14 protein-coding genes are annotated in these 17849 nt (G+C 53.6%); 9 read left to right on the forward strand and 5 right to left on the reverse strand.

The annotated features are described in order from the left end of the window. Positions 1-8: 8 nt before the first annotated feature. The 7 genes from purF (at position 9) to cobA (ending at position 9620) form a co-directional block, all read left to right on the forward strand. A complete protein-coding gene (gene purF / locus DOQ08_RS04495) occupies positions 9-1550 on the forward strand; it encodes an amidophosphoribosyltransferase (RefSeq protein ID WP_114333676.1) in 1542 nt (513 codons plus the stop codon). A 27-nt stretch (positions 1551-1577) separates the two neighbouring features. Continuing rightward, positions 1578-2801, forward strand: coding sequence for an O-succinylhomoserine sulfhydrylase (locus DOQ08_RS04500; protein ID WP_114333677.1), 1224 nt, complete (start codon positions 1578-1580; stop codon positions 2799-2801). A 23-nt stretch (positions 2802-2824) separates the two neighbouring features. Then, the gene (locus DOQ08_RS04505) at positions 2825-5395 is read left to right on the forward strand and encodes a DNA translocase FtsK (protein ID WP_114333678.1); all 2571 of its coding nucleotides are present in this window, start codon (positions 2825-2827) and stop codon (positions 5393-5395) included. Between the two features lie 10 nt (positions 5396-5405). Next, positions 5406-6053 (forward strand): outer membrane lipoprotein chaperone LolA, encoded by a 648-nt coding sequence (lolA, locus tag DOQ08_RS04510; RefSeq protein ID WP_165823607.1) that lies wholly within the window; start codon positions 5406-5408, stop codon positions 6051-6053. Further along, a complete protein-coding gene (locus DOQ08_RS04515; RefSeq protein ID WP_114333679.1) occupies positions 6053-7387 on the forward strand; it encodes a replication-associated recombination protein A in 1335 nt (444 codons plus the stop codon). The genes lolA and DOQ08_RS04515 overlap by 1 nt, the downstream gene beginning before the upstream one ends. A 113-nt stretch (positions 7388-7500) precedes the next feature. Continuing rightward, positions 7501-8775 (forward strand): serine--tRNA ligase, encoded by a 1275-nt coding sequence (gene serS, locus DOQ08_RS04520; RefSeq protein WP_114333680.1) that lies wholly within the window; start codon positions 7501-7503, stop codon positions 8773-8775. Continuing rightward, on the forward strand, positions 8772-9620 hold the full coding sequence (cobA, locus tag DOQ08_RS04525) for a uroporphyrinogen-III C-methyltransferase (RefSeq protein ID WP_114333681.1): 849 nt from the start codon (positions 8772-8774) through the stop codon (positions 9618-9620). The genes serS and cobA overlap by 4 nt, the downstream gene beginning before the upstream one ends. A 62-nt stretch (positions 9621-9682) precedes the next feature. Here the strand turns inward: cobA and DOQ08_RS04530 are convergent, their stop codons facing one another. After that, a complete protein-coding gene (locus tag DOQ08_RS04530) occupies positions 9683-10756 on the reverse strand; it encodes a 3-deoxy-7-phosphoheptulonate synthase (protein WP_114333682.1) in 1074 nt (357 codons plus the stop codon). A gap of 178 nt (positions 10757-10934) precedes the next feature. On the opposite strand from DOQ08_RS04530, the gene DOQ08_RS04535 reads away from it, so the two are divergent. Together DOQ08_RS04535 and DOQ08_RS04540 are read left to right on the forward strand one after the other, a co-directional pair. Continuing rightward, positions 10935-12773, forward strand: a complete 1839-nt coding sequence (locus DOQ08_RS04535) for a DUF1631 family protein (protein ID WP_114333683.1) — start codon at positions 10935-10937, stop codon at positions 12771-12773. Then, complete coding sequence (locus tag DOQ08_RS04540) at positions 12773-13186, forward strand: PilZ domain-containing protein (protein WP_227537484.1); 414 nt, start codon at positions 12773-12775, stop codon at positions 13184-13186. The genes DOQ08_RS04535 and DOQ08_RS04540 overlap by 1 nt, the downstream gene beginning before the upstream one ends. Positions 13187-13239: 53 nt before the next feature. Here DOQ08_RS04540 and DOQ08_RS04545 read toward each other — a convergent pair whose 3' ends face one another. The 4 genes from DOQ08_RS04545 to DOQ08_RS04560 all read right to left on the reverse strand — a co-directional run bounded on the left by DOQ08_RS04545 (position 13240) and on the right by DOQ08_RS04560 (position 17803). Beyond that, positions 13240-14025 (reverse strand): enoyl-ACP reductase FabI, encoded by a 786-nt coding sequence (locus DOQ08_RS04545; RefSeq protein ID WP_114333685.1) that lies wholly within the window; start codon positions 14023-14025, stop codon positions 13240-13242. 67 nt (positions 14026-14092) lie between these two features. Beyond that, positions 14093-15691: an ABC transporter ATP-binding protein gene (locus tag DOQ08_RS04550; protein ID WP_114333686.1), complete on the reverse strand. Its 1599-nt coding sequence runs from the start codon at positions 15689-15691 to the stop codon at positions 14093-14095. Between the two features lies 1 nt (position 15692). Then, positions 15693-16712 carry an ABC transporter permease gene (locus tag DOQ08_RS04555; protein ID WP_206074785.1) on the reverse strand — a complete coding sequence of 340 codons (1020 nt, stop codon included), beginning with the start codon at positions 16710-16712 and terminating at the stop codon, positions 15693-15695. Positions 16713-16717: 5 nt separating this feature from the next. Continuing rightward, positions 16718-17803, reverse strand: coding sequence for a microcin C ABC transporter permease YejB (locus DOQ08_RS04560; RefSeq protein ID WP_114333688.1), 1086 nt, complete (start codon positions 17801-17803; stop codon positions 16718-16720). Between the last annotated feature and the right edge of the window lie 46 nt (positions 17804-17849).

Consider the following 17849-nt stretch of genomic DNA (forward strand, 5'->3'; position numbering starts at 1 on the left):
GTCCAGCCATGTGTGGCATTGTCGGTATTGTCAGTACTTCTAACGTCAATCAGATGCTTTATGACGCATTGACCGTTCTACAGCACCGTGGCCAGGATGCGGCGGGTATTGTTACCTTCCAAGATGACCGTTTCTTTTTGCGTAAAGACAATGGTTTGGTTAGAGACGTATTCCACACGCGCCACATGCGCCGTCTGGTGGGCAACGTGGGTATCGGCCATGTTCGGTACCCGACAGCAGGTAGTGCGAGTTCTGCCGAAGCCCAGCCGTTCTACGTTAACAGCCCTTACGGTATTACGCTTGCCCATAACGGCAATCTGACCAATGCCGACGAGTTGAGCAGCGATTTATTCCGCACCGATCTGCGCCATATCAACACCAATTCCGATTCGGAAGTCCTGTTGAACGTGTTTGCGCATGAATTGCAGAAACTTGGAAAGCTGAATCCGACCAAGGACGAAATTTTCGCCGCCGTCCGCGCCGTTCATCAACGTTGTCGGGGTGCGTACGGTGTTATTGCCATGATCACCGGTTATGGCATTGTTGGTTTCCGTGACCCTAACGGCATTCGACCGGCGTGCTACGGCGTTCGTGAAGGCGAGAACGGTCAGACTGAGTACATGATTGCGTCCGAGAGTGTGGCTCTGAGTGCCGCCGGCTTTACGTTGGTTCGGGATATTGAACCAGGTGAGGCAGTTTATATCGAGACAGACGGCACGCTTTATTCGGAGCAATGCGCCGAGTCACCTAAGCTTTACCCGTGTATTTTCGAGCACGTGTACTTTGCCCGCCCTGATTCCATTATGGACGGCGTTTCGGTTTACAAAGCCCGTCTTCGCATGGGTGAAGTGTTGGCGGATAAGGTGCTGCGTGAGCGCCCGGACCACGACATTGACGTTGTGATCCCGATTCCGGATACCAGCCGCACGTCTGCGATGCAGATGGCGTATCAGCTTGGCGTGAAATACCGTGAAGGCTTTATCAAGAACCGTTATATCGGCCGGACCTTCATCATGCCGGGCCAGAAAATGCGGAAAAAGTCGGTACGCCAAAAACTTAATCCTATCGATCTGGAGTTCCGTGGCAAGAATGTCATGCTGGTAGACGACTCCATTGTTCGTGGCACCACCTGTAAAGAGATTGTTCAGATGGCCCGGGATGCTGGCGCGCGCAACGTTTATTTTGCATCCGCAGCGCCCCCGGTTCGGTACCCGAACGTTTACGGCATTGATATGCCGTCGGCTTCCGAGCTGATCGCTCACGACCGCACCGTCGAAGAAGTTGGTGAGCTGATCGGTACCGACTGGCTGGTCTATCAGGAACTGGATGATCTGATCTCGTGCGTTAACGACGTGAATGATGCGATCGATGGCTGGGAATGTTCGGTGTTCAGCGGTGATTACATTACCGGTGACATCGACAAAAACTACCTGACACGCCTTGAGAACCGTCGGAAAGATAGCAGCACCGACGCGACCAGTGTGACGGACGTTGATTCGGATTCTGACTCAGATAACGACAATATTGACCTACATAACGACGAAGACTGAGCGCTGCCCAGTAACCAGGAGAATGCCATGAGCCACACGCGTGAAGAACACCTATGGATTCCCGAATCTGATCTGGAAGGGATGTCCGTTGACACGCTGTCGGTGAGGGCAGGGCAGATTCGCACAGGGCAGCTGGAACACAGCGACGCGATTTTCCCGACCTCGAGCTTTGTTTATGGCAGTGCGGCTCAGGCCGCCGCCCGGTTTGGTGGAGAAGAGGCGGGTAATATTTATTCGCGCTTCACCAATCCAACGGTTCAAGCGTTCGAAGGTCGAATTGCTGCCATGGAAGGAGGCGAGAAGGCCGTCGCGACTGCCTCTGGCATGGCGGCGATTCTCAGTACCTGCATGTCATTGCTGAAAACCGGCGATCACGTTGTTTGTTCTCGGGGCGTTTTCGGTACCACGAACGTGTTGTTCCAAAAGTACATGGCGCGTTTCGGTGTGGAAACCACGTTTGTCAGCCTCACGGATGTTGATGAATGGCAAGCCGCTATTCGCGCCGAAACCCGAATGCTTTTTATTGAAACGCCATCAAACCCGTTATGCGAGGTGGCTGATGTGGAAGCGTTGGCAGCCTTGGCCCATGATAACGATGCGCTGCTGGTGGTTGATAACTGTTTTTGCACGCCCATACTCCAGCGCCCGTTGGAGCTAGGTGCCGATCTTGTCATTCACTCTGCAACGAAGTACTTGGATGGCCAGGGTCGCTGTGTTGGTGGTGTCGTTGTTGGGCCGGCCAAATACCTTGATGAGGTGTATGGCTTTATTCGCTCAGCTGGGCCCACCATGAGTCCGTTTAACGCCTGGGTTTTCCAGAAAGGCCTAGAAACCTTACCGATTCGTATGCGAGCTCACTGCGACAATGCGTTAGAGTTGGCTAAGTGGTTGGAATCACAGCCTTCCGTCGAAAAAGTGTTTTATGCAGGGCTCGAAAGTCACCCTCAGCATGAGCTGGCTAAACAGCAGCAAAGCGGATTTGGTGGAATGGTGTCCTTCACGGTCAAGGGCGGAAGAGAGCAAGCATGGCGCTTCATCGATGGCACACGCATGATTTCAATTACCGCCAATCTGGGAGATGTGAAAACCACAATCACCCATCCGGCAACAACAACGCACGGGCGTTTGACACCTGAAGATAAAGTCAAAGCAGGTATTACTGAAAATCTGATCCGGCTGTCAGTTGGCATTGAAGCCATTGATGACCTGAAAACTGATCTCGAAAGGGGTTTTCAGGCGCTGGAAGACTAAACTTACATACGGTTTGAGTATTCATGGCGGAATCCGCTAAAGCGAAAAAATCTGTACCAACGGAACTCACAGGCAAACAAAAGCGCTTTCGCCTCTTGGTGGCCCAGGGTGCCCGTGAGGGGGCAGTACTGGGCCTGATCGTGCTGTGCATCTATCTGGCAATGGCGCTTTTTACCTTTAGCCATTCCGACCCAGGTTGGGCCAGCATCGGCCATGAAACCAACGTAGAAAACTACGCCGGCCGCACCGGGGCATGGCTTGCAAGCCTGTTAATGGATTTTTTCGGGCATGTGTCCTGGCTTTTCCCCGTCATGGTAGCCGGCTATGCCTTCATGCTTATCCGCTTGCGGCACCAACCGCTGGATCTGCATTGGCCGTTGTTTATGGTCCGTTTTGGCGGTTTTATTCTGATTCTCCTTTCTGCCACGAGTTTACTGTCTCTCTACTCCTTGTTTGGGTTGGGTATGTCCTCCGGTGGGGTCTTGGGCAAGGCCGTTTCCGAGTCGATGGTGCGTTTTTTCAACCTGCCAGCAACGACCCTTTTGTTGATTGCTATTTTCCTGTTCGCGCTCACGGTGACGATCGGGCTTTCATGGTTCAGGTTGATGGACCGTGTGGGTGGCCTGACGCTCAAAGCGGCTTTGGCTGTGAGTGCGTTCTTCAAGCAACAGGCGAGCAAGTCGGGGCGTGCAGAAAAACCGCAGCCAACGAAAGAACCGGAACCGCCCGTTTTGCAAAACCGACCCGAGACAGCGGCGGCAGGTACCGAACCGAAATTGCCTTGGTGGCGCAGAGTGTTTTCGAAGAAAGATCGATCAGGAAAGCAGGCTGCGAGCGCTAAATCACAAAAGGTGCGGAAAGAACCGGAGCTGGAAGGTCGCCCGACCGTTGATTCGGAGCCAGCAGAAGTGGAAAGCTTTAGTTCTCGGGATGTTGAACCTATTGCGGCTAAGCCAACGCCCAAAAAATCCGAGAAGCCCTTAAGCCGGGCATTGAAAATTGCGCCTTTCAAGAAAGACGATCAGGGCGCCTCGGAAAAGAAAAAGGGGGCCAGCAAGCAAGGCTCATTGCTTGAAGATATTGAAAGCCCCATTCCACCGATTACCCTGCTGGACCCGCCTGAGGAGCATAAAGAGAGTGGCTATTCCGAGGAATCGCTCGAGCACATGTCGCGATTGCTGGAAGAGAAACTGGCCGATTTCGGTGTCACCGTTGAAGTGGTTGAGGTAAACCCTGGCCCAGTCATCACTCGCTTCGAGATTAAGCCAGCAGCAGGCGTGAAGGTCAGCAAAATTTCCAACCTGGCCAAAGACCTTGCGCGTTCGTTGGCAGTACTCAGTGTTCGTGTGGTCGAAGTGATACCGGGTAAGTCGGTAGTGGGTATCGAAATACCGAATGAAACCCGGGAGATCGTTCGACTCAGTGAAGTGCTGGGTGCACGAGTATTTACGGAATCTTCCTCGCCGATTACCTTGGCGCTGGGTAACGACATCGGCGGGAATCCAATGGTGGCCAACTTGGCGAAAATGCCGCACTTGTTGGTTGCAGGTACCACGGGCTCCGGTAAGTCAGTCGGTGTCAACGCAATGCTGCTAAGCATGCTGCTCAAGGCCGGTCCGGAAGATGTTCGCTTTATTATGGTTGACCCGAAGATGCTCGAACTCAGCATCTATGACGGCATTCCCCATTTGTTGGCGCCTGTGGTCACGGATATGAAAGAAGCTGCCAATGCACTGCGTTGGTGTGTGGCTGAAATGGAACGTCGTTATCGCCTGATGGCGAGCTTGGGCGTGCGTAATTTGGCGGGCTATAACAAAAAGGTGAAAGATGCCCGGGCGGAGGGCGAACCCCTTCTCGACCCGCTCTGGAAACCTGATGATCATCTCGCGAATGATGAGCAGGAACGACCGGAGCTGGAGACATTGCCATTCATCGTGGTGGTGATTGATGAGTTCGCCGACATGATGATGATTGTCGGTAAGAAGGTGGAAGAGCTGATTGCACGAATCGCCCAAAAAGCCCGTGCTGCAGGTATCCACCTGATCCTGGCCACTCAGCGGCCATCGGTTGACGTGATTACGGGCTTGATCAAAGCTAACATTCCAACGCGGATCTCGTTTCAGGTTTCCTCCAAAATTGACTCCCGAACGGTGTTGGATCAGGGCGGGGCAGAACAGCTTCTCGGCCACGGGGATATGTTGTATCTGCCGCCGGGGTCTGGCTTGCCTGTGCGTGTCCATGGTGCGTTTGTGGACGATGACGAAGTACATCGTGTGGTTAGCGCCTGGAAGGCGCGAGGCGAGCCAGAATACGTTGACGATGTGCTTAGTGGGGCCGAAGGTGAGCATCTGCCTGGTGTACCTACCTTGAGTGAAGGTGGTGGTGGCGATGAAGGCGATGCACTGTTTGATGAAGCGGTTGCGTTCGTCACCGAAAACCGCAGGGTATCGATATCCTCGGTTCAGCGTAAATTCAAAATCGGCTACAACCGCGCCGCCAACCTGGTGGATGCAATGGAAGCAGCGGGTGTGGTTAGTGCGGCGGGCCACAATGGCGCCAGAGAAGTTCTGGCACCGCCGCCCCCAAGAGACTAGGAGCGTTATTATGAATCGATTTATGTCTTCCCTGATTACCAGTGTGTTGCTCATCTTTACGGCGAGTATCAGTCATGCTGAGGAGACCTCAGCTGGCGCTGCCGAAGAGCTTTCATCAATTCTTAGCAGCTACGAAACTTACCAAGCGGATTTTATTCAAATTGTTGTCGGCGAGAACGGTGGACGCGTTCAGGAAACCCGAGGCTCCTTGAAAGCCAAAAGGCCGGGCCTGTTCTATTGGGAAACCGCCGCTCCCTTGTCGCAATTCATAGTGAGTGACGGCGACACCGTGGAGGTCTATGATCCTGACCTCGAGCAAGTCACCATCCACAACCTGGATGACCGTGTCCAAAGTACGCCCGCGCTGCTGCTTAGTGGTGAGGTCGACAATCTGGACGAAACCTATGAGGTCAGTCAGCGCCGGATCGGAGAATTGACTCAAGAGTTTACGCTGGTACCTAAAGGTGCAGACTCCTTGTTTGTATCGTTGCGTCTGAGCTTCTTCGATGGCGAGCTGCAAGAAATGAGAATGGAAGATTCGCTGGCGCAGATCAGCATCCTCAGCTTTGATTCCATTGAACTGAACAAGGAAGTGGATCAAAACGCCTTCACCTTGGAATATCCCGAGGAGGTTGACGTTATTCGGGACGGTGCTTAATGCAGGACAGCCTGTTTCAGCAAGAGGCCGGATTTCAGCCTCTTGCTGCCAGAATGCGACCGACAACCCTTGCCGACTATGTCGGGCAAGCCCATCTGGTCGGTGAAGGTAAGCCGCTTCGCAGGGCTGTAGAGCAAGGTCAACTGCACTCCATGATCCTGTGGGGGCCGCCCGGAGTAGGTAAGACGACCTTTGCGCAATTGTTGGCAAACGTTGGTGAGTTAACGTTTGAGACTTTGTCGGCCGTGCTCAGCGGTGTAAAAGAAATCCGCGAAGTGGTTGACCGCGCGAAGCACCGTAAACAGGCGCAAGGCCGTGACACGCTGCTTTTCGTGGATGAAGTCCACCGCTTCAACAAAAGCCAGCAGGATGCGTTTCTGCCTCATATCGAAGATGGCACTTTCATCTTTGTCGGCGCCACTACCGAAAACCCTTCTTTCGAACTTAACAGTGCTTTGCTGTCTCGTACCCGCGTTTACGTTCTTAAGAATCTCGAATCTGCCGACATTCTGACTCTGCTCAACCGCGCGCTTTCCAGCGACGAAGGCTTTGCCGGATCCTTAACGGTTGATCCTTCGGTGCTGGATACCATGGCTTCGGCTTCAGGGGGCGATGCCCGCCGGGCGCTGAACATCCTTGAAGTAGCAGCAGATTTGGCGGAACCGGACGACCAGGGCAATAACCAAATACTGCCATCAACGCTTGAGCAAGTATTGCAAACAAGCTTGCGCCGCTTTGATAAAGGTGGTGATGTTTTTTACGACCAAATATCAGCGTTGCATAAGTCGATTCGGGGTTCCAGTTCCGATGGTGCACTTTACTGGCTGTGTAGAATGCTCGATGGCGGCTGTGATCCGCTCTACATCGCACGAAGGCTTGCCAGAATCGCCAGTGAAGACATAGGGAATGCGGACCCGAGGGCACTGCAGATCGCATTGCAGGCTTGGGATGCGCAGGAACGTTTAGGTTCACCGGAAGGGGAGTTGGCTCTGGCTCAAGCCGCGACCTATTTGGCCATGGCGCCTAAAAGCAATGCGGTCTATACGGCGTTTAACCAATGCATGGCTGATATCAAGAGCGACCCAGACTACGACGTGCCCGTGCATTTGCGCAATGCACCCACCAAACTGCTTAAAAGTATGGGCCATGGCGAAGAGTACCGTTATGCTCACGATGAGCCGGATGCGTACGCGGCAGGCGAGAACTATCTCCCGGAAGCCATCCATCAGCGCCGGTACTACGAGCCAGTCATGCGGGGTTTGGAAATCAAACTTGCCGAGAAACGTCAGCGCCTCGATGCTCTCGACCAGAAAAGTACTGTCAAACGCTATTAAATTGTTCCATCAGGAATTGCTTGGCTGTTTAGGTCAATGGTGGCCAGCAAACTCACGGCGGGTATAATGTTCGCCTATTCACCCATTCGTTAACTGGATAATTCAGGAACACCATGCTCGATCCCAAACGTGTCCGTTCACAGACTGAAGAGATCGCCCGCCGGCTCGCCATTAAAAACTTTGAGCTCGATGTAGCCACTTTCGAGCAGCTGGAAGAGCGCCGCCGAGCCATTCAGGTTCGTACCGAGACTTTGCAGAGCGAGCAAAACAAGCGTTCCAAATCGATTGGTAAAGCTAAGGCGGCTGGTGAAGACATAAAGCCGCTGCTGGACGAAGTGGAGAGCTTAAAGCAACAGCGCAGCGAAGCGGAAGACGAGCTACGTTCCGTACAGGAAGCTTTGAATGCGTTCTTTGCCGGTATTCCGAACGTGCCGGACGAAGATGTACCTCCTGGAAAAAGCGAAGAAGACAACGTTGAAACGCTTGTATGGGGAACGCCTCGAGAGTTTGATTTCGAGCCCAAAGATCACGTTGCGCTGGGTGAAGCCATTAACGGTCTCGATTTCGAAAAGGCGACCAATCTGGCCCATTCCCGTTTTGCGGTAATGCGTGGTTCGTTGGCGAGGCTACATAGAGCGCTGGCGCAGTTTATGCTCGATTTGCACACCGGTGAGCACGGTTACACCGAAACCTACGTGCCGTATCTGGTGAACGGAAACGCACTCTTCGGTACTGGCCAGTTGCCAAAGTTCGAAGAAGACCTCTTCCGAATGGAAGGCGACAATCCTTTGTATTTGATACCGACTGCGGAAGTGCCGGTGACCAACCTGGTAGCAGACAGCATTCTGGAAGATTCGGAGTTGCCCCTGCGCATGGTGGCTCATACTCCGTGTTTCCGTAGTGAGGCAGGCTCCTATGGCCGCGATGTGCGCGGCATGATTCGCCAGCATCAGTTCGACAAGGTGGAGTTGGTCCAGGTGGTGCGCCCTGAAGAGTCCAGTGCGGCGCTGGAGCAACTGACCGGCCACGCTGAAAAGGTTTTGCAGTTGTTGGAATTGCCGTATCGCAAGGTCACACTGTGCGGTGGTGATATGGGCTTCTCTGCCGTCAAGACCTATGATCTTGAGGTTTGGCTTCCGGGCCAAGGCAAGTACCGTGAAATTTCCTCTTGCTCTAATACCCGCGATTTCCAGGCGCGGCGGATGCAGGCTCGCTGGCGTAACCCGGAAACCGGCAAGCCGGAGCCGGTGCATACACTGAACGGCTCGGGCTTGGCGGTTGGCAGGGCTATGATTGCGGTTATGGAAAATTATCAGCAGGCCGACGGTAGTATCGTTGTACCTGACGTGTTGAAATCTTATATGGGAGGCGTTGAGCGCATCCAATGAGCCGACAAACCGAGGTGCCAAGGAAAGGTGTGAAGGTTGGAGCGGGCCCGGTCCGCTTCAAGCCGAATCCGGTCACGGATAACCCCAACAATTCTGCAGGTGAGGTGGCTCTTGTTGGAGCGGGCCCTGGGGATCCAGAACTGCTCACGCTGAAAGCCTGGCGATTGATTCAGTCGGCTGAAGTCGTTCTCCACGACAGCTTGGTATCGCCAGAGATCATGGCGCTCATTCCAGAACAAGCTGAAAAAATTCATGTTGGTAAGCAGCGAGCCAACCACACGCTTCCGCAGGATCAGATCAATCAACGTTTGGTTGATTTGGCGAGAGAGGGTTACCGGGTTGTGCGATTAAAAGGGGGCGACCCTTTTATATTCGGCCGTGGTGGTGAGGAAATTGAAACCTTGGCCGCTGCCGGTATCCGGTTTCAGGTGGTGCCAGGTATTACGGCAGCATCTGGCTGCGCTGCCTATTCCGGTATTCCGCTCACGCACCGGGACCACGCTCAATCCGTACGCTTCGTTACCGGTCATCTGAAAGACGATACCTGCAACTTGCCTTGGTCGGATTTTGTTCAAAATAACCAAACGCTCGTGTTTTACATGGGCTTGGTTGGGCTACCGATCATCTGCCGTGAATTGATTGCCCATGGTATGGATTCGAGTATGCCGGTTGCATTGGTGTCAAAGGGCACAACGCCAGAGCAGGTGGTGGTCACCGGCACGCTGGACACTATTGTAAAGATTGTAAAGAACAGTGGTGTGCAGGCTCCAACCATCGTGATCATTGGCCACGTGGTCAGTTTAAGGGGGAAGTTGGACTGGCTGGGGTGTGGGTCGGTTAGCTGAGAACTTAAGTGAATGATCAATAAAGAGGCCCGGTGCTGTTTAAGCTCCGGGCCTCTTTTATTTTACTTGCCGCGGTTAGGCAACACATCCTTCAGCTTTTCGCGCATTTCACGAATCGCCTTTTCCGTTGTTTCCCAATCAATGCATGCGTCGGTGATGGATACGCCGTATTTCAGATCGTCGAGATTTTCCGGGATAGACTGATTACCCCAGTTGATGTTGCTTTCCACCATCAAGCTTTGAATCGACTCGTTGCCTTCAATAATTTGCCGGGTAACGTCCTGCATCACGAGTGGCTGAATGCCGGGGTCTTTGTTGGAGTTCGCATGGCTGCAATCCACCATAATGGACTGGCGCAGTTTTGCTTTTTCCAGCGCTCGCTCGCATAAGGCGACATTGACAGAGTCGTAGTTTGGCTTGCCACCGCCGCCACGCAAAACGACATGGCCGTAGTTGTTGCCTTTTGTGCGGATGATCGCACCTCGACCTTGCTGGTCAATGCCCAAAAAGCTGTGCGGGTGTGAAACCGAGTTCATGGCATTCACTGCAACGTCCAGGTTACCGTCGGTGCCGTTTTTGAAGCCAATCGCCATCGACAGTCCGCTGCTCATCTCGCGGTGGGTCTGCGACTCGGTGGTACGTGCTCCAATCGCTGACCAGGCAATGGTGTCCTGAAGATACTGAGGCGAGATGGGGTCAAGCGCTTCGGTAGCGGCTGGCAGGCCCATTTCGTTGATGTCGAGCAGCAAGCGGCGGCCAATATGCAGACCCTGCTCAATGTCGAACGTATCATTTAGGTGCGGGTCGTTGATCAGGCCTTTCCAGCCAACGGTGGTGCGAGGTTTCTCGAAATAAACGCGCATCACAATAAGAAGCGTGTCGCTGACTTCATCAGCCAGTTTTTTCAGACGGCTGGCGTAATCCCTTGCTGCTTCGGGATCGTGTATGGAGCAGGGGCCGACAACGATAAAGAGACGTTTATCTTTGCCGTCCATGATGTCGTAAATAGCCTGACGGCCTGATGCAACGGTATCTGCAGCCTTATCGGATAAGGGCAGCTCTGCTTTTAAGGCTTCAGGAGTAATCAGTTGTTCCTGGCTGGCCACGTTCAGGTTTTCCAGTTTTTTGCCCGACATCTTGTTGTAGTTCCCCGACTCAAATCGTTACGTCACAGAAACAAAGCCGTGTTGCTTTGCCCGGTGATTGAAGATAAACACGAATGGCGCCGGTACACGGTTGCAGCAAACCCCGGCGAGTTGGTTATACTGCGTTATTTGAAGGTCCATTTCAACGATTCCAGACAACAGGCACCGGATGTCCTCTACGGCAAAGCAGCCACAAGCAGAACCAATTTCCCGTAAAAAGGTTGCTGCCCGAATCAATCAGGTTCTCACCGGTATTCGTGTTCCGGACCTGCCGTATCCGGCAGGGAATGCCTCGCCGGCGGCTATACCGGATTGGCGACCTTTGCTTCTCTCGTGTTGGTCGGAGCAGCGGGACGAACGCGTCACCCATGTTTTGCGGTCAGTTCAGATCGACTGGAGTGTTCGGCAGGTTAATGCTGCGTACCTGGCCGACCGCATTATGGATGTGTTTCTGAATACCAGTGGGCTTCACGCCTCCTTGGTCAGTCGCATTGCCCGTCTTAGATTTTGGTTTGCATGGCGTCTCGGTGAAGAAGGTGGCGAAGGATTTCCACTGGTCGTGTTGGAGTGGCTCGATCATCTTCAGGAATGGCGCGGCTGGAGCGACACTGGCGGCCGATCTTCAAGAGTCTTGCTGGAATTGCTCGACAGTTTGGTGACGGCCGTGGCCGCAAGCTTTGAACAGCAGTCTGTTGAGTCTGTTGAGGGCTATTGCCAGCAGTGGCTCAACGACAGCCTGAAACGACGTGGTCAGACGGATAAGCTTCGCCAACGATTGGATGAAACGGAGCGGGGACTCTCGCGTCAGCGCAATGCCGAGCAGATATCCAGGGCGTTGGTGGGTAGAGCCTTGAAAGGGCGTCAGCTGCCCGCTGTTATTTCCGGGTTTTTGCTCAATGATTGGATTTCGGTACTCAAACAAAGTGTGTTGGCCGACGGCGAGGAAAGCGAGCTTTGCCGCCACGCGAACAAGATTCTTGAATGGTTGATATGGGCAGGCGACCCAGAACTCTCTGACCGAGACCGGGGCAAACTATACCGAGTGGGCGAGCAGCTTGGGGATCTGATTCATGATGTCTGGCGCCGTGCGATGAGGCACGACATACCCATTGCAAAAATTGAAGCGATTAACGAGGTTATTGTTAGCCGGATTAAAGGCGAGACCCTCGATCTCGAAATGGCTTTACCGCCGAATGGCGACTTTACCTGCGATCCGGGATGGCTTGACCGAAAGGCTTTAGCAGCCAGTGATGTTGAGCCTTACCTGGAACACTGGTTCGTCAAAGGCGAGGGCATAGATGAACAGAGGCGTTTTTTCTTCACGTTGTTACCTGACAGCCAAGAGATCGTCTGGACGAACGGTTGGGGGGTCAAACTGGGGCTGCAGGATTGGTCTGAATTCCAGCACGAGCTCGGTGCACAAACGTTGCGGTTGTTACCCGATCCAAAGCCGTTTGGAGAGGTGTTAGCCGAAACGATACTGGTGCTGGTAAAGGTTTGCGATAAGCAGCAACAGCAACGGGAGCAAGCAGCAAGGGACGTTCGCGCAAGAGCTGAGGCATTGCGCCGCGAAAAGGAAGAGGCGCAGCGCTTAGCGGCAGAGCAACAGGCTGCCCATGAAGCTATGCTGGAGCAACAGCGCGTTGAGGCTGAACAACAGAGGATTGCTGACGAAAAGCGGGAGCTCGACAGGCTAACCCGTGAAGCTGAAGCCGATGCCGCTCAACAAATTGATCAGCTTGGGCTTGAAGGTTGGATCCTGCTTGAGCCGGAGCAGCCAAACGGCACACCGTTGCGCCTGAAGTTAGCGGTTAAAATAGCGGCATCAGGGAAGTTCGTATTCGTTGACCGTTTAGGGCTTAACCGCCACCAGTTCATGCGGGATGAATTAGTAGCAGGTATCGTTGGCGGTACAATCAAAATTCTCGGAGGTGGCGCGGCTTTTGACGAGACTCTCAGTCGTGTCGTTGGAAGAATTCGGGGTGGCCGGAGTGAAGGGGAGTTGTGATGGACAAAGATTACCGCTTTGGTCAGGAGACCTTTGATGCCGGTGGCGCGGATAAACGCGAAGATTACCGATTGTCCGCTCGGGCAACGGCCCGGATACATGTTGAATCCGCGGAGCCGGTCGGGCTTGGTGGTGCGTCGTTCGAGGGTTCGGTACGAACGTGCGAAGTTCGAGATCTCTCTGCAAGCGGGATGAGTCTGGTGACTACTGAGGCGCTACGAATCGGGTCGTTGCTAGCTGCTGAGGTTCATCTGTCAGGGCGGCAAGAATCATTAAAGCTTATGGTCGAAGTTGTATGGCATAAAGCGGAGGGTGCCCGGTATTTGAATGGCATTCGGGTGTTTGATTCGGATGAGACGGATTACTTGAACTGGCTTGAAGCGGTCGCTGACGCATTTTCGAGGTCAGAATGAACAAAGCCGGCAAAAAGCCGGCTTTGTTCATTCAATGCACCGTGAAAGATCTTTTAGTCTTCCAGTTCGCCCATACCGGTGATATTGAAACCACCGTCAACGTAAAGAATTTCACCTGTGATGCCTGATGCCAGGTTCGAACACATGAATGCAGCGGCGTTACCCACTTCTTCAGTGGTCACGTTGCGACGCAGAGGCGCACGCTTGGCGTTTTCTGCCAACATCCGGCGGAAGCTTTTGATTCCAGAAGCTGCCAGAGTCTTGATTGGGCCCGCAGAGATACCGTTGACGCGAATGCCCTCCTTACCCAAGCTTGCCGCCATATAGCGGACATTGGCCTCGAGAGAGGCTTTAGCGAGGCCCATCACGTTGTAGTTCTGCAGAACTTTTTCGGCACCCAGATAGCTCAGAGTCAGCAGGCTGCTGCCTTCGTGCATCATCTTACGAGCACCTTTTGCTAAGGCGACGAAACTGTATGAGCTGATGTCGTGGGCGATACGGAAACCGTCCCGGGTGGTCACATCAACGTAATTACCATCCAACTCATGGCCTGGCGCGAAGCCAACGGCGTGAATGATGATGTCGATGTTGTCCCAGTGCTTGCCCAGTTCAGTGAATACGTTCTCGATTTCTTCATCGCTGGCGACATCGCATGGGATCGTGATTTTGCTTCCCCACTGCTCGGCAAACTTCTCGACGCGGGACTGAAGTTTTTCGTTCTGATACGTGAAGGCCAGTTCTGCGCCTTCACGAGCGAAGGCTTCTGCAATGCCGTAAGCGATGGAATGTTTACTGGCAACACCAACAATCAGTGCTTTCTTACCACTGAGAATACCCATGGGTATCAACTCCCTATGTTCCTTGATTTTGGCGCATTATCCCCGACACGCGTCAAAGGGGGTAATGTCAATTGGTCGTAGTGCTGTAGAAAAACGCCGCATTAAGCAGCTCTCTGGTATAGGTTTCTTCGGGCGCACGAAAGATAGCCTCCGCGTCGCCGTATTCGACAATTTCGCCGTGTTGCAGCACGAGCAGCTTGTGGCTGAGCGCACGGACAACACTCAAATCGTGGCTTATAAAAATATAGCTTAGCCCATACTGGGCCTGAAGTTCTTGCAGCAGCTCAATTACTTGTTTTTGAACCGTTCGATCGAGCGCAGAGGTAGGTTCGTCCAGAATGATGACGTCTGGTTGCAAAACCAGCGCCCGCGCTATCGCAATGCGTTGGCGCTGCCCGCCAGAAAATTCGTGGGGGTAGCGATGGCGCGCTTCGGGGTTCAGCCCGACATCCTTCAATGCCTGAATAACCTTGCCATCGTGCTGTTCGGCATTGGACGGGTCGTGAATCTGAAGCCCTTCTTTGATGATTTCCGCAATCGACATGCGAGGGCTTAAACTGCCAAACGGATCTTGGAACACGATTTGTATGCGCCGGCGCCAGGGCCGGAACTGTTTTTGAGACAGAGACGAAAGTTCGGTGCCGTCAAGGCGAATGGAGCCTGTACTGCCCGTTAGCTTAAGCAGCGCGTGGCCAATGGTGGTTTTGCCGCTACCGCTTTCACCGACGATACCCAAGGTTTCACCGCGCCCTAGTTGCAGGCTGACATCTTTCACTGCCGGAAAGCTTTTTGTGACTTTACCCAGTAGGCTTTTCTTAAGGGTGAACGATACGTTCAGTCCCGAAACGTCCAGTAAAGCCTTGGCTGCAACCTGCGGTACCACAGGCCGCTCAGGAGGTTCTGCATCAATCAATGTGCGTGTATAGGGGTGCTGAGGCGCGGCGAACAGTTGATCCGTCTCGGCCTCCTCAACCTTGATACCTTTCTCCATGACCAGTACCCGGTCAGCATATCGCCTGACAAGACTCAGATCATGAGTAATCAGAAGCATCGCCATACCCAGCTTTTTCTGAAGCGATTTCAGAAGTTCCAGTACCTGCTTCTGAACCGTCACATCCAGTGCAGTGGTTGGCTCGTCGGCAATCAACAGGTCAGGCTCGTTCGCGAGCGCCATCGCAATCATCACCCGTTGTTTTTGTCCGCCAGATAGTTGGTGCGGGTAGCTCGAAAGACGTTGTTCCGGGTTGGGGATGCCCACCAGTTCAAGCAGTTCGATACAGCGGGATCGTGCCTGGGGCCCGCGCATTCCCAAATGGACTTGCAGAGTTTCGGATATCTGTTTTTCAACGGTGTGCAACGGGTTGAGAGACGTCATGGGCTCTTGGAAAATCATACTGATTTTCCGGCCCCGAATGGTATTCATGACCTTTTCGGAAGCCTCAAGAATATTCGTGCCCTCAAACAGAATTTCGCCGGAGGGGTAGCTAACGTGCCGCTCATCCAGCAGGCGAAGCACTGAAAGCGCCGAGACTGATTTCCCTGAACCGCTTTCACCCACTACCGCCAACGTCTCGCCGGGCCGAATCGATAGAGAAAGGTTCTGCACGGCGAGTGGGCCGTTATCGAACTGGATGGATAGATCCGAGATGGTTAATAAGTCGTTCATATCAATTCTTTCTCGGGTCAAATGCATCACGCACGGCTTCTCCGGTAAAGACGAGGAGCGTCAGCATGAGTGACAAGGAAACAAAGGCCGAGATGCCTAGCCAAGGAGCGTGCAGATTGGCTTTGCCCTGAGCAATCAGTTCGCCCAGAGAGGGCGAGCCCGAGGGCAGGCCAAACCCTAGAAAATCGAGCGAGGTCAGGCTGGTAATGGCGCCCGCGAGAATAAAGGGCAGAAAGGTGAGGGTGGCTACCATGGCGTTCGGCAGTACATGGCGGAACATGATGTGCCGATTCTCCAGGCCTAACGCTCTTGCTGCGCGGACATATTCGAAGTTTCGAGCCCTTAGAAATTCAGCCCGAACAACGTCTACCAACCCCATCCAGCTGAACAGCAACATAATGCCGAGCAGCCACCAGAAATTCGGTTGAACAATGGCCGACAGAATAATCAGCAAGTAGAGCATGGGCAGCCCTGACCAGATTTCCAGGAACCGCTGGCCCAGAAGATCTATCTTGCCACCGTAATAGCCCTGAATAGCCCCCACAGCCACACCGATAAGGCAGCTGACCAAGGTGAGCGTCAGCCCGAACACCACGGAAATTCGGAAGCCGTAAATCACTCGAGCGGCCACATCGCGGCCCTGGTCATCTGTGCCTAGCCAGTTGACGGCACTGGGTGGTGCCGGAGAAGGTACGTCGAGATCGTAGTTAATGGTGTTGTAACTGAACGGGATGGGAGGCCATATCATCCAGCCATTGGCATTGATTTCGTCTGCAATAAAGCTGTCCCGATAGTCTGCTTCCGTGGGGAGAAACCCGCCAAAGGTTTCTTCCGGAATGGTCTGGGCTACCGGGAAATACCAGTCACCGTTGTAGGACACCAACAACGGCTTATCATTGGCAATCAACTCCGCGCCAAGGCTTAGGCCGAATATCAGCAAAAACAGCCACAGGGACCAAAACCCGCGGCGGTTGTTGCGAAAATTGCGCAGCCTGCGCTGCTGTATGGGGGAGAGTTTAATCACAATTACGCACCCTCCCGGCTTTCAAAGTCGATGCGTGGATCCACCAGTACATACGTTATATCGCTGATGAGTTTCAGCAGCAGCCCCATAAGCGTGAAAATATACAGAGTGCCAAAAATGACCGGGTAATCCCTGTTCAGCGCTGCCTCAAAACCAAGCAAGCCAAGGCCGTCGAGAGAGAAAATGACTTCGATCAGTAGTGAGCCGGTAAAGAACAAAGACACAAGCACACCGGGCAAACTGGCAATGACAATTAACATGGCGTTTCGGAAAACGTGGCCATAAAGAACCTGCTTTTCGTCCAGCCCCTTTGCCCGCGCCGTGACCACGTATTGTTTGCCGATCTCGTCAAGAAACGAGTTTTTGGTCAGTAACGTGAGGGTGGCGAATCCGCCGATAACGTTGGCCGTGACGGGCAGCGCCAGGTGCCAGAAATAGTCAACCACTTTCTGATACCACGTCAGGGTGTCGAAGTCGGGTGAGGTAAGGCCCCGCAGAGGGAACCAATCGAAATAGCTGCCTCCGGCGAACAGTACAATCAATAGAATCGCAAACAGAAAGCCCGGAATGGCGTATCCGACGACGATCGCCGAGCTGCTCCAGACATCGAAACGGGAACCGTCTTTTACGGCTTTACGAATGCCCAGCGGAATGGATATCAGATAGATCACCAGCGTGGACCAGAGCCCGAGGGAGATCGACACGGGCATTTTATCAATGATCAGTTCCACGACAGAACGGTCGCGAAAGAAGGAGTCGCCAAAGTCGAACGTGGCGTAATCTTTCAGCATCCCCAGAAAACGTTCGTGTGCGGGCTTGTCGAAGCCGTATCGGGCTTCCATCTCTGCCAGCAGCTCCGGAGGCAGCCCCCGCGCCCCACGGCTTTCGCCCGACGCAGCGGAAACCTCTCCGCCCATATCGCCGCCACCGGCCCTGGCCAGCGCATTACCGCCCAAGCCCTCCATTTCGGCAATGAGCTGTTCAATGGGCCCGCCGGGTGCTGCCTGAACAATAATGAAGTTGAGCAGCATTATTCCGATCAAGGTGGGAATAATCAGCGCCAAACGACGAAGTATGTATGTACCCATCTAGGGAAGGCATCCTTTCATGACGGCTTGGTTCTAAGCGGGCCGT

Source organism: Marinobacter litoralis (genome assembly GCF_003336705.1).
Lineage (GTDB): Bacteria > Pseudomonadota > Gammaproteobacteria > Pseudomonadales > Oleiphilaceae > Marinobacter > Marinobacter litoralis.